The sequence below is a fragment of the Ramlibacter tataouinensis genome, assembly GCF_001580455.1.
Taxonomy (GTDB): domain Bacteria; phylum Pseudomonadota; class Gammaproteobacteria; order Burkholderiales; family Burkholderiaceae_C; genus Ramlibacter; species Ramlibacter tataouinensis_B.
In genome coordinates, this window is sequence record NZ_CP010951.1 from 2,124,931 (window position 1) to 2,137,504 (window position 12,574).

Consider the following 12,574-nt stretch of genomic DNA (forward strand, 5'->3'; position numbering starts at 1 on the left):
CCGTGAAGCACGCCACCCTGCGCCAGCTCAAGGTGTTCGAGTCCGTGGCCCGGCACCTGAGCTTCTCGCGCGCCGCCGAGGAGCTGCACCTGACGCAGCCCGCGGTGTCCACGCAGATCGGCAAGCTGGAGGATCACGCCGGCAACGCGCTGTTCGAGCAGTTCGGCAAGAAGGTCTACCTGACGGCGGCGGGCGCGGAGCTGCTGCAGATCAGCCGCGCGATCATCCAGCAGTTCGAGCAGGCCGAGATCGCGATGGCGCAGTTCAGGGGCGTGCGCGGCGGGCGCCTCAACGTCGGCGTGATCAGCGCCGGCGACTACTTCTTTCCGCGCCTGCTGGTCGAATTCATCGGCCGCCACAGCGGCGTGACGCTGAACTTCACGGTGCACAACCGCGAGGAGCTGCTGGCGCACATCGCCGAGAACCTCACCGACCTGGCGATCATGGTGCGCCCGCCCTCCGACCTGGACACGCTGAACGAGCCGTTCGCATCGCACCCCTATATCGTCGTCGCCCCGCCGGCGCACCCGATGGTGCAGCGGCGCGGCATCCCGCCGGCCGAAGTGATGCGCCAGCCCTTCGTGGTGCGCGAACGCGGCTCGGACACCTGGCGCTCGATGCGTGAAGCCTTCGGCGGCGACCTGTCGGGCCTGAACGTGGCGATGGAGATCCGCAGCACCGAGACCATCAAGCAGGCAGTGATCGCGGGACTGGGCCTGAGCTTCCTGTCGGCCCATACCGTGAGCCGCGAGCTGCAGTCGGGGGCCCTGAAGGTGCTCGACGTGCAGGGCTTCCCGCTGCAGCTGCACTGGTGGGTGGTGCACCGGCGCACCAAGCGGCTGCCGCCGGTGGCGCAGGCCTTCCGGTCTTTCCTGCTGAGCGAAGGCGCCGCGCTGATCGCCCAGGCCGTGCCGTGGCAGGTGGAGGCCGGCGCGGCCGCGCCGGAGGGCTTCGGGCAGGTGGTCACGCTGCCCAAGCGCGCCTAGCGCGCTCACCGCGCTCAAGCGGCCGCGTCCACCAGCAGCGCGCGGAAGTCATTGACGTTGGTGCGCGTCGGCCCGGTGCTGACCGACAGCCCCAGTGCGCCGAAGAAACCATGGGCGTCGTTGCCGGCCAGCGCTTCCTGCGCCTTCAGGCCCAGCGCCGCCGCGTGCGCCAGCGTGCCGGGCCCGATCCAGGCCCCGGCGACGTCCACGCTGCCGTCGACGCCGTCGGTATCGCCCGCCAGCGCGTGGATGCGCGGGTGGCCCTGGAGCGCCAGCAGCATGGCGAGCAGGCATTCCACGTTGCGCCCGCCGCGGCCCGCACCGCGCACGGTCACCGTGGTCTCGCCGCCGGACAGCAGCACGCAGGGCGGCGCGAAGGGCTGGGCGCGCTCCGCGGCCTGGCGCGCGATGCCGGCGAGCACCGTGCCCACATGGCGCGCCTCGCCCTCGATCGCGTCGCCGAGGATGTGGGCCGCGTAGCCGGCGGCGCGCGCGACCCGGGCGGCCGCCTCCAGCGCCAGTTGCGGCGCGGCGACCAGCCGGTACTCGGCGCGCGCCAGCCGCGGGTCGTCCGGCTTGACCGATTCACCGAGGCCGCCTTCCAGCACCGCGCGCATCGCCTGCGGCAACGCGATGCCGTAGCGCCGCACGATGGCAATGGCGTCCTCGCAGCGGCTCGGGTCCGCCACCGTGGGGCCCGATGCGATCTCGTGCGGGCAGTCGCCCGGCACGTCCGAGATGGCCAGCGTCAGCACCTGCGCCGGATGGCAGGCCGCCGCCAGCCGGCCGCCCTTGATGGCCGAGAGGTGACGGCGCACGCAGTTGATCTCGGAGATGGTGGCGCCGCAGGCCAGCAGCGAGCGGCTGAGCGCCTGCTTGTCTTCCAGCGTGATGCCCGGCAGCGGCAGCGGCAGCAACGCCGAGCCGCCGCCGGAGATCAGGCACAGCACCAGGTCGTCGGCCGTCAGTCCGCGGACCCGGTCGAGCATGCGCTGCGCCGCGGCCAGCCCCGCGGCGTCCGGCACCGGATGCGAGGCCTCCACGATCTCGATGCGCTCGCAGGGCACGTTGTAGCCGTAGCGCGTCACGACCAGGCCGGACAGCGGCCCCGTCCAGTGTCGCTCGACGGCGCGCGCCATCGCCGCCGACGCCTTGCCGGCGCCGATCACCACCAGGCGCCCGCGCGGCGGCGCCGGCAGGTGCGGCGGGATGCAGAGCTCGGGCTGCGCCGAGGCGATCGCCGCGTCGAACATGCGCCGCAGCAGCTCGGACTGCGGGGCGGCGCCGTGCGCCTGGCTCACGAGGCGCTTTGTCCGATCTCGAAGTTCGCCAGCTTCTCCAGCGCGCGCACCATGGCCGAATGGTCCCAGCCCTTGCCGCCGTGCGCCACGCAGGCGTTGAACAGCTCCTGGGCGGTCGCCGTGTTGGGCAGCGACAGGCCGAGCGCGCGCGCGCTGGACAGGGCGAGGTTCAGGTCCTTCTGGTGCAACTCGATGCGAAAGCCCGGGTCGAAGGTGCGCTTGACCATGCGCTCGCCGTGCACTTCGAGGATCTTCGACGAGGCGAAGCCGCCCATCAGCGCCTGGCGCACCTTGGCCGGATCGGCGCCGGCGCGGGCGGCGAACAGCAGGGCCTCGCCCACCGCTTCGATGGTCAGCGCGACGATGATCTGGTTGGCGACCTTGGCGGTCTGGCCGTCGCCGTTGCCGCCGACCAGGTTGATGTTCTTGCCCATCAGCTCGAACAGCGGGCGCACCCGCTCGAACACCGCGGGCTCGCCGCCCACCATGATGGACAGCGTGGCGTTCTTGGCGCCGACCTCGCCGCCGGACACCGGCGCGTCCAGGTAGTCGCAGCCGCGCTCGCCGATCCGCTTGGCGAACTCCTTGGTGGCAATCGGCGAGATCGAGCTCATGTCGACCACCACCTTGCCCTTGGACAGGCCCGCCGCGACGCCGTTCTCGGCGAACAGCGCCCGCTCCACGTCGGGCGTGTCGGGCACCATGACGAAGATGATGTCGGCCCGCTCGGCGACGCCGCGCGCGCTGGTGCACTGGGTGGCGCGGCTCTCGGCGATCGCCGCCGGCATCTTGGCCAGGGTGTAGACGAAGAGCTGGTGGCCGGCGGCGAGCAGGTGGCCCGCCATCGGGGTGCCCATGATGCCCAGGCCGATGAAACCGACTTTCAGGGGTTCGGTCATGCCGCGATCCTTTCTTGAGAGATGTACTTTTCGAGCCAGCCCAGGCCCGCTTCGGTGCCGGCGGCGGGCTTGTACTCGCAGCCGATCCATCCGTCGTAGCCCAGCCGGTCGATGTGGCGGAACAGGAAGTCGTAGTTGATCTCGCCGCTGCCCGGTTCGTGGCGGCCGGGGTTGTCCGCGAGCTGGATGTGGGCGATGCGCGGCAGGTGCCGCTCGATCGTCGCGGCGAGCTCGCCTTCCATGCGCTGCGCGTGGTAGATGTCGTACTGCAGGAAGACGTTGTCCGCATCGACGTCGTCGAGCAGTTGCAGCGCCTCGTCGGTGCGGCTGACGAAGAAGCCGGGGATGTCGTAGGTGTTGATCGGCTCGACCAGCAGTTTCAGGCCGGCGCGCTTGAGCTCGCCGGCGGCGAAGCGCAGGTTGGCCACCATGGTGCGGCGCGCGGTGGTGCGGTCGATTGCCGCGGGCGCCTTGCCGACCAGGCAATTGAGCTGCCGGACGTCCAGCGCCTGCGCGTAGTCGATCGCGCGCGCGATCCCGGCATGGAACTCGACCACGCGGTCCGGGTGGCAGGCGATGCCGCGCTCGCCCGCGTCCCAGTTGCCCGCCGGCAGGTTGTGCAGCACCAGCTGCAGGCCGTTGGCCGCCAGCCGGGCGCGGATCTCGTGCGCCGGGTAGGGGTAGGGGAACAGGAATTCCACCGCCTCGAAGCCCGCGCGCGCCGCGGCGTCGAAGCGGTCGAGAAACGGCACCTCGTTGAACATCATCGTCAGGTTGGCGGCAAAGCGCGGCATGGGGTTCTCCTCTGGGGGGCGGATGTCAATCAGTCCAGCAGGCCGGCCAGCTCCAGGCCCTTCAGGCCCTCGGGGTGGCGGCAGTCGATGTCCTCGAATTCGGTGATCTTGTCGATCTCGGTGCCCATCGCGATGTTGGTCACCTTCTCCAGCATCACTTCGACCACGACCGGCACCCGGTGCTCGCGCGCCAGCGCCTGCGCCTTGCGCAGCGAGTCGTACAGGTCGTCAGGGTGGCTCACGCGCAGCCCCTTGCAACCGAGGCCCTCGACGACCTTGAGGTGGTCGACGCCGTAGTTCTGCAGCGCCGGGTCGCTGACGTTCTGGTTCTCGAAACCGAGCTGGACGCAGTAGTCCATGTCGAAGTTGCGCTGCGCCTGCCGGATCAGGCCGAGGTAGCTGTTGTTGACCAGCACCTGCACGTAGGGCAGCCGGAACTGCGCGCCGACGGCGAGCTCCTCGACCAGGAACTGGAAGTCGTAGTCGCCCGACAGGCCGACCACCGTGCGCATCGGGTCGGCGGCGACGACGCCGAGCGCCGCCGGGATGGTCCAGCCCAGCGGCCCGGCCTGGCCGCAGTTGATCCACTGGCGCGGACCGTAGACATGCAGGAACTGGGCGCCGGCGATCTGCGACAGGCCGATGGTGGACACGTAGACCGTGTCGCGCGGGAAGGCCTCGTTCATTTCCTGATACACGCGCTGCGGCTTGATCGGCACGGTGTCGTAGTTGGTGCGCCGGTGCATCAGGCGCTTGCGCTCCAGGCAGCGCTGGCCCCAGTCGGTGTAGTCGGGCAGGCGCCCCTGGGCCTTGCGTTCGCGCGCGACCTGCACGAACAGCTCGAGCGCCGCCTTGGCGTCGGACACGATGCCGAAGTCGGGGTTGAACACGCGGCCGATCTGGGTCGGCTCGATGTCCACGTGCACGAACTTGCGGCCCTTGGTGTAGGTGTCGATGCCGCCGGTGTGCCGGTTGGCCCAGCGGTTGCCGATGCCCAGCACGAAGTCGCTGGCCAGCATGGTCGCGTTGCCGTAGCGATGCGAAGTCTGCAGGCCGCACATGCCGGCCATCAGCGGATGGTCGTCGGGAATGGTGCCCCAGCCCATCAAGGTGGGCACCACCGGCACGTTCAGGGTCTCCGCCAGTTCCACCAGCAGCGCCGACGCATCGGCGTTGATGATGCCGCCGCCGGCGACGATCAGCGGCTTGTGCGCCGCGCACAGCATGTCGATCGCCTTCTCGGCCTGGGCCCGCGTGGCGGCGGGCTTGTACACCGGCAGCGGCTCGTAGGTGTCGATGTCGAATTCGATCTCGGCCATCTGCACGTCGAACGGCAGGTCGATCAGCACCGGCCCCGGCCGGCCCGAGCGCATCAAGTGGAAGGCCTGCTGGAACACGCGCGGCACCAGCGCCGGCTCGCGTACGGTGACGGCCCACTTGGTCACGGGCTTGGCGATCGACTCGATGTCCACCGCCTGGAAGTCCTCCTTGTACAGGCGCGCACGCGGCGCCTGGCCGGTGATGCACAGGATCGGGATCGAGTCGGCGCTGGCCGAATACAGGCCGGTGATCATGTCGGTGCCCGCGGGCCCCGAGGTGCCGATGCACACGCCGATGTTGCCGGCGCGCGCCCGGGTGTAGCCCTCGGCCATGTGCGATGCACCCTCGACGTGCCGGGCCAGCACATGCGCGATCGACTGCCGCTCGCGCAGTGCGGAATACAGCGGATTGATCGCGGCGCCGGGGACGCCGAAGGCCTGCGTCACGCCTTCCTTCTCCATCACCAGCACCGCGGCCATCACGGCTTTCATCATCGCCATTGGGTTCTCCTGCCGGCCCATCGGGACCGAGGCGCGAATGGTCGCGGACCCGCTCGTGTCGCGCAGTTGACTGCGGTCAAGAGTCCGGAAAAAGGATGCGGCGCCTGCTCGGCAGGCATTTGCTTTTTTCGAATCTTGACTGCGGTCAATGGCGCACGCCGATGGCGCCCCCGATAGTCGGCCGCAGTTCGAACGCTCCTGGAAGAAGAGAGAGGGCCTGTGCCTCATCGGTTTCGCGCGGCAACGACCGGGCGCCTACAGCGGCACCAAGCGCCTGATTCTGGAACCCACCCACCATGAATGACCAGCAGCTGATCCGGATGGCCAACAGCATCGGCGACTTCTTCGCCGCCGTGCCCGACGCCGACGAGGCGCGCCACGACCTTGCCGCGCACATCGGCCGCTTCTGGGCGCCGCGCATGCGGCGCGGCATCCTCGAGCACATCGATCGCACCGGCGGCGATGGCCTGCAGGTCATGGTGCTGCAGGCACTGCTCGAACACCGCGGGCAATTGACCTGATGCAGACGCCGCCGGCTACCGACACGGCGCGCCCGGCCGCGGCGCCGGCGCCGCGATGGCGCGACTGGCTGCCGGCCGCGATGGCGGTCGACGGGCGCGAACGGCTGCGCGTTGTCCTTGGCGCGCTGCTGGGCATCCTGGCGGCCGGGCTGCTGGCCCATGCGCTGCTGCCTGCCGGCGGCAGCCTGCCCTGGCTGGTGGCGCCGATCGGCGCGAGCGCGGTGCTGGTGTTCGGGGCGCCGTCGAGTCCCTTCGCCCATCCCTGGGCGGTGCTCGGCGGCAACACGCTGTCGGCGCTGGCGGGCATGGCCTGCGTGCAGTTGCTGGGCGAAGGGCCGGCGACGGCGGCGGTCGCGGTCGCGCTGGCGATCGCCGTGATGTTCAGCGCACGCTGCCTGCATCCGCCCGGCGGCGCCTGCGCGCTGCTGGTCGCGCTCGGCGGCGTGGCCCAGCCCGAGTTCGCGCTGCCGGTGCTGCTCGACTCGCTGCTGCTGGTGGCGGCGGGAATCGCCTACAACCGCGCGACGGGGCGCCTCTATCCCCCGCGACCGGCGCCGGCGCCGGCCGCGCAGCTCGCCCGGCGCTCGTTCACCGACGCCGACCTCGATGCCGTGCTGGGCCGTTACAACCAGGTGCTGGACGTCAGCCGCGAGGAACTGGCCGAGCTGCTGGAGCAGGCCCAGGTCCAGGCCTGGCGCCGCCGCGCCGGCCAGCTGCGCTGCGTCGACGTGATGTCCACCGAGCCGGTGAGCGTGAGCTTCGGCACACCGCTGCAGGAGGCCTGGGCGCTGCTGCGCCGCCATCGCGTCAAGTCGCTGCCGGTGGTCGACCGGGCGCGCCGCATCGCCGGCATCGTGACGCTCGCCGATTTCATGCGCGAAGCGGGCGTCGATGCGCAGCACGGCTGGGCCCAGAGGCTGCGGGACTGGCTGCGGCCGACGCCCACCAGCCACAGCGACAAGCCCGAGACGGTGGGCCAGATCATGACCCGCCAAGTGCGCGTGGTCAGCGCCGAGCGGCCGATCGGTGAGCTGCTGCCGCTGTTCGCCGGCACCGGCCACCACCACGTGCCGGTGATCGACCACGAACGCCGGCTGGTGGGCATCATCACCCAGTCGGACGTGGTGCGGGCGCTCGCGCGGCTGGAATAGGGCGGGGGAATAGGGCGGGGCGCGGCCGTCTGATCCGCGCATCCCCGGATGGACAAGGCGCCGGGAACAGGCACCATCGGCAGCGCAGATGTTCCGCTATTTCCGCGCCCTGGATCCGGGCCGCAGTCTCGCCACCGCCGTCGCCTGGCTGGCCGTCGCGCTCTCGCTGGCGGTCGCGCTGGCGTTGGTCGCCGTCGGCGACTACGCCGAGAACAGCATGTTGGCGCAGCGCGACGCGCACATGAAGCGCTTCGCGGAGCAGTTCGCCGGCGACCTGGAACGGGCCCTGTCGAACCGCACCGGCGCCGCGGCCACGCTGCCGCCGCGCGAACGCCTGGAGACACTGGCCGTCGCCGCGCGCGCGCTGACCAAGCCCGACCCGGGGGCGCGGGTGCTGCTGTTCGACGAAAGCCATGGCGTCGTGTTCGAGCATCCCGCCGGCGCGCCGGCCAAGCGCCTGCCGGGCGTGCTGCCCGGCGTCGCGATCCTGCCGGACGGCGATGCGGGCCGCACCGTCGTCGTCACCGCGCCCGACGAAACCGCACCCGGCCTCACCGCGCTGGGCCTGCACGTGGCCGTCTTGCAGCCCTCCGACGAACGCGGCCACGGCGGCGTCAGCCTCCACGAGAAGCTGACCGCGATCTCCATCCTGCTCAGCATGACGGCGGCGCTGGTCGGCGCGGCTTTCGCGCAACGCCTGACGCGCCGGCTGGCGAACCTGACGGCGCAGGTGCGGCGGGTGGCGCGCCAGGAGGCCGACGGCATCGTGGAGCCCACCGGGCGCGACGAAGTGGCGGTGCTGGGCCGCGCCTTCAGCCGGGTGCTGCAGGCGCTGCGGCAGGAACACCAGGACCTGGACCAGCTCACCCAGGAACTCGAGCAGCGCGTCGAAGCGCGCACGCGCGAGGTCGAGCGGCTGGCGGCCGACAACCGCTACGCCGCCGTGCTGCGCGAGCGGCTGCGGCTGGCGCGCGACATGCACGACACCCTGGCGCATTCGATGATGGAAATGCTGGTGGAGGTGCGCACGCTGCGGGTGCTGCACGAGCACGACCCGCGCCGCCTGGGCGCCGAACTCGAACGCGCCGAGCAGGTCGCGCGGCATGGCCTGAAGGAGGCGCGCGAAGCCGTGAGCCACATGCGGCTGAACGCGGTGCGCGACCTCGGGCTCGGCGCTGCGCTCGCCAGCGCGGTGAACCGCTTCGCCGAGCGCACCGGGCTGGACGTGCGCTTCGCGGCCGACCCGCTGGCGGGCAGCTTCGCCGACGAACGCGCCGAGACCATGTTCCGCATCGCCGAAGAGGCGCTGCGCAACATCGGCCAGCACGCCAACGCCTCGCACGTCGACGTCGCGCTGATCGACGCCGGCAACGACGCCATCGAGCTGGCCATCGTCGACGACGGCGTCGGTTTCGATCCGGTCGCGCCGCACCCCGGGCACTACGGCGTGGTCGGCATCCGCGAGCAGGCGGAGCTGATCGGGGCTGAACTTGAACTGCGCAGCGCGCCGGGCGCGGGGGCGAGCGTGCAGCTGCGGCTGCGGGTCGGGCCCGAAATGCGTGCCAATGCGATGGAGAAACAATGAACGACGCCGACCCTCACGCGCTGCCCCGGCGCCCTGCCGCGCTCGCGCCCTGGCCGGACGACCTGGAGGACGATGCGCCGCCGGGTCCGCTGTTCCGCTGGGGCCAGCTCGCCATGGCGATGGTCTGCATGGCGACCATCGCCAACCTGCAATACGGCTGGACGCTGTTCGTCGACCCCTTCGCCGAACAGTTCGGCTGGAGCTACACGGCGATCCAGACGGCCTTCGCAATCTTCGTCCTGACGCAGACCTGGTCGGTGCCGATCGAGGGCTACCTGGTCGACCGCTTCGGGCCGCGCCCGGTGGTGCTGGGCGGGGGCCTGCTGTGCGCCATCGGCTGGGTGATGAATGCCTTCGTCGATTCGCTGCCGCAGCTCTATGTGGCGGCGGCGATCACCGGCGTCGGCGCCGGCGCGGTGTACGGCACCTGCGTCGGCAGTGCCTTGAAGTGGTTCCCCTACCGGCGCGGCCTCGCCGTCGGCCTGGTGGTCGCCGCGTTCGGGGCGGGCTCGGCGCTCACCGTGATCCCGATTTCCTCGGTGATCGCCTCGCGCGGCCACGAGGCGGCGTTCCTGTACTTCGGACTGGCCCAGGGCCTGATCGTGATGGCGCTCGCCCTGGGCCTGGAAGACCCGAACAAGCTGCTCAAGCACCTGGACATCCGGCGGCCCGCCTCGTCCAGGCTGCCGCAGTCGCGGCGCGAGTACACGCCGGCCGAAGCGCTGCGCCAACCCGTGTTCTGGGTCATGTACCTGGTGTTCGTGCTGGTGGCCGCCGGCGGGCTGATCGCCACCGCGCAGCTCGCGCCCATGGCGCGCGACTTCAAGATCCACGATGTGCCGGTGCAGCTGGCCGGCATCGTGCTGCCCGCGCTGACCTTCGCCCTGGCCCTGGACCGCGCGCTCAACGGCATCACGCGCCTGTTCTTCGGCTGGGTCTCCGACCGCATCGGCCGCGAGGAGACCATGGTGATCGCCTTCCTGCTGGAGGCCGTGGTCATCCTCTCCATGTACGAACTGGGCCCGCACCCGCTCGGCTTCGTGCTGCTCACCGCCGCGCTGTTCTTCTTCTGGGGCGAGATCTACAGCCTGTTCCCCTCCACCTGCGCCGACACCTTCGGCTCGCGCTACGCCGCGGCCAATGCGGGCTTGCTCTACACCGCCAAGGGGGTGGCCTCGCTCGCCGTGCCGCTGTCGAGCATGGTGGTCGCGGCGACGCGCGACTGGCATGCGGTGTTCCTGGCGGCCGGCGTGATGAACCTGGTGGCGGCCGGGCTCGCCTGGTTCGTGCTCAGGCCGAAGCGGCTGCAGCTGCTGGATTCGCAGCCACAGCCCTGAGGCTCACTCGAGGCGGCGGCGCCGCAGCGCGATCACGGCGAGCTCGGTCCGGCTGCTGGCGTGCAGCTTGTCCATGATGCGGCTCACGTAGTTCTTCACCGTTCCCTCGGCCAGGAACAGCATGGCGCCGATCTGCTTGTTGCTCTTGCCCTCGGCGATGAGCAGCAGCACCTTGCTTTCCTTGTCGGTCAGCGCGGCCGTGTCGTCCTCGGGCTCGTCGGCGGACGAGGCCGGCGGCGCGGACTCGCCGATGCGGCGGAACTCGTCGAGCACCTTGCGCGCGATCTGCGGCGTCAGGCGCGACTCGCCGCGGTGCACCGCGCGCACCGTGTCCACCACTTCCTGCTCGGTGGCATCCTTGAGCAGGTAGGCCATGGCGCCGGCGCGCACCGCGTCGAACACCGACTGCTCGGCCTCCATGGTGGTGAGCACCAGGACGTTGGTATGCGGCAGCGACGCGGTGATCTCGCGCGTGGCGCCCACGCCGCCCTTGCGCGGCATGTGCAGGTCCATCAGCACCACGTCGGGACGCAGGCGCTTGGCCTGTTCGATCGCCTCGATGCCGTCGCCGGCCTCGCCCACGACCTCCAGGTCGGACTCCATCGACAGCATCAGCGCGAGCCCGCGCCGCACCAGCGGCTGGTCGTCAACGACGAGCAGGCGAATGCGGTGGGGAGGGGCGGCGCGTTCCGCGGTCATGGGCGCCAATATACAGACCTGCGACATCACGCCGCCATCGCCGAGCGCTGCCGGCGCGTCAGCCGGCACAGCGTCTCCGCCGAAAGGTTGAGGTGCGAGGCCACGTCCTTCTGCGGCAGGCGGTCCAGCAACTCGGGATGCTTGTCGGAGAACTGGTGCACGCGGCCGGGCGCGTCGAGCAGCAGCAGCCCGACCGCATGCTCGACGATCGCCGCGCCGAGCAGCACCAGCCGTTCGTGGAACTGCCGCCGCAGCGCGGGATGGCGCTCCAGGAAGGCGTACCAGGCGTCCATCGGCAGCGCGGCCACCACCGTGCGGCGGGCGCAGACGATCGCGAAGCCGGCCCCGGTGTTGCGGCGCCAGGCGTCGAAGCAGGTCTCCATCTCGCCCTCGCCCGCGAAGTGCAGCGTCACCTCGCGCCCCTCGGGGCTATTGACGACGCGCTTGAGCACGCCTTCCACGATGAAGAAGTGCTGCAGGTCCTGGCTGCCCTGCTCGACCAGCCGCTCGCCGCGCGCGCCTTCCTGCACGCTCAGCAGCGCGGCCAGTTCGGCGTAGGCGGCCTCATCCAGGCCCGCCAGCAGCGGATGCCTGCGCAGTTGCAGGCGGATGGTGTTGCGAAGGGGGTGGCTCGACAACGGACATTTCATGCGACCAACTGTAGGCAGGCCGCCGTCGGCGGTGCGCTGAAGAACGTCATTGCGCAAGGCCGTCTTCAGTCACAACCGCATGATGCCGAAAGTCATACAGCGAGTAGGGGTAAACCGCAAGCTCCCGACGGGCCGCCCGATCAGATCTTGCCTTTGTGGCGCAGGCGGCTCAGCGTCTCGGGCGTCAGGTTCAGGTAGGAGGCCAGCTCCTTCTGCGGGATGCGGTCCACCAGGTCCGGGTGCTTGCGCACGAAACGGTGCACGCGGCCGGGCGAGTCCAGCAGGTGCAGGGTGATGGTGTGCGCCATGATCTCGCTCATCACGCCCATCACGCAGAACTCGAAGGCGGCTTTCGCGCGCGGCCGCGACTCGAGGAACGAGGCCCATTCCGCCAGCGGCATGCGCGCGACCCGCGTCTTGGTGACGCACACGATGCCGTAGGGCGTCGGCGTGCCCAGGCGCCATGCCGCGTAGCTGGTGTCCATGTCGCGTTCGGCGGCGAAGCGCAGGATCATCTCCTTGCCCTCCTGGTTGGCGACCACGCGCTTGAGGATGCCGTCGATGATGAAGTACTGCTCCATCTCGTGCACGCCCTGGTAAAGCAGGAACTCGCCCTTCTGCCCGTCGAAGATCGACAGGTGCTTCTCGAGCTCGGTGCGGTCCTGGTCATCGAGCTCTCTCAGGATCTCGTTCTGCTTCAACTGCAGGCGGATCACGTTGCGCTCGGGATGCTGGGCAAGGGTCGTCATGTCAGTCCCGTTTTTATCGAATCTTGACCGCGGTCAACGGGGAATGGGCGAGGCCCGAATCATAGTCGCCCCACGCTGAGCA

At 70.5% G+C, this 12,574-nt stretch carries 13 protein-coding genes; 6 read left to right on the forward strand and 7 right to left on the reverse strand.

Features of this window, described 5'->3' with window-relative positions; translation table 11 throughout:
* Window positions 1-2: 2 nt before the first annotated feature.
* Window positions 3-986: a LysR family transcriptional regulator gene (locus UC35_RS10255; protein ID WP_061498899.1), complete on the forward strand. Its 984-nt coding sequence runs from the start codon at window positions 3-5 to the stop codon at window positions 984-986.
* 14 nt (window positions 987-1,000) lie between these two features.
* On the opposite strand, the gene UC35_RS10260 is transcribed toward UC35_RS10255, so the two are convergent.
* The 4 genes from UC35_RS10260 to gcl are packed head-to-tail and all read right to left on the reverse strand — an operon-like array spanning window position 1,001 to window position 5,800.
* Window positions 1,001-2,239: a glycerate kinase gene (locus UC35_RS10260; RefSeq protein ID WP_061503780.1), complete on the reverse strand. Its 1,239-nt coding sequence runs from the start codon at window positions 2,237-2,239 to the stop codon at window positions 1,001-1,003.
* Between the two features lie 44 nt (window positions 2,240-2,283).
* A complete protein-coding gene (gene glxR, locus UC35_RS10265) occupies window positions 2,284-3,186 on the reverse strand; it encodes a 2-hydroxy-3-oxopropionate reductase (RefSeq protein WP_061498902.1) in 903 nt (300 codons plus the stop codon).
* Complete coding sequence (gene hyi / locus UC35_RS10270; RefSeq protein ID WP_061498905.1) at window positions 3,183-3,980, reverse strand: hydroxypyruvate isomerase; 798 nt, start codon at window positions 3,978-3,980, stop codon at window positions 3,183-3,185. Before hyi ends, glxR begins: the two co-directional genes overlap by 4 nt.
* Window positions 3,981-4,009: 29 nt before the next feature.
* Window positions 4,010-5,800, reverse strand: a complete 1,791-nt coding sequence (gcl, locus tag UC35_RS10275; protein WP_061503781.1) for a glyoxylate carboligase — start codon at window positions 5,798-5,800, stop codon at window positions 4,010-4,012.
* 148 nt (window positions 5,801-5,948) lie between these two features.
* Between gcl and UC35_RS23905 the strand changes: the two genes are divergently transcribed.
* The 5 genes from UC35_RS23905 to oxlT all read left to right on the forward strand — a co-directional run bounded on the left by UC35_RS23905 (window position 5,949) and on the right by oxlT (window position 10,394).
* Entirely contained in the window at window positions 5,949-6,104 is a 156-nt protein-coding gene (locus UC35_RS23905) for a hypothetical protein (RefSeq protein WP_158513882.1), read from the forward strand.
* A complete protein-coding gene (locus UC35_RS10280) occupies window positions 6,097-6,321 on the forward strand; it encodes a formate dehydrogenase subunit delta (protein ID WP_061498908.1) in 225 nt (74 codons plus the stop codon). The genes UC35_RS23905 and UC35_RS10280 overlap by 8 nt, the downstream gene beginning before the upstream one ends.
* Complete coding sequence (locus tag UC35_RS10285; RefSeq protein WP_061498910.1) at window positions 6,321-7,472, forward strand: HPP family protein; 1,152 nt, start codon at window positions 6,321-6,323, stop codon at window positions 7,470-7,472. The genes UC35_RS10280 and UC35_RS10285 overlap by 1 nt, the downstream gene beginning before the upstream one ends.
* Before the next feature lie 88 nt (window positions 7,473-7,560).
* The gene (locus tag UC35_RS10290; protein ID WP_061498914.1) at window positions 7,561-9,057 is read left to right on the forward strand and encodes a histidine kinase; all 1,497 of its coding nucleotides are present in this window, start codon (window positions 7,561-7,563) and stop codon (window positions 9,055-9,057) included.
* Window positions 9,058-9,170: 113 nt separating this feature from the next.
* Entirely contained in the window at window positions 9,171-10,394 is a 1,224-nt protein-coding gene (gene oxlT / locus UC35_RS10295; RefSeq protein ID WP_061503782.1) for an oxalate/formate MFS antiporter, read from the forward strand.
* A 3-nt stretch (window positions 10,395-10,397) separates the two neighbouring features.
* On the opposite strand, the gene UC35_RS10300 is transcribed toward oxlT, so the two are convergent.
* The 3 genes from UC35_RS10300 to UC35_RS10310 form a co-directional block, all read right to left on the reverse strand.
* The gene (locus UC35_RS10300; RefSeq protein ID WP_145979395.1) at window positions 10,398-11,093 is read right to left on the reverse strand and encodes a response regulator; all 696 of its coding nucleotides are present in this window, start codon (window positions 11,091-11,093) and stop codon (window positions 10,398-10,400) included.
* 26 nt (window positions 11,094-11,119) lie between these two features.
* Entirely contained in the window at window positions 11,120-11,743 is a 624-nt protein-coding gene (locus UC35_RS10305; protein WP_082793006.1) for a Crp/Fnr family transcriptional regulator, read from the reverse strand.
* 140 nt (window positions 11,744-11,883) lie between these two features.
* A complete protein-coding gene (locus tag UC35_RS10310; protein WP_061498919.1) occupies window positions 11,884-12,492 on the reverse strand; it encodes a Crp/Fnr family transcriptional regulator in 609 nt (202 codons plus the stop codon).
* Between the last annotated feature and the right edge of the window lie 82 nt (window positions 12,493-12,574).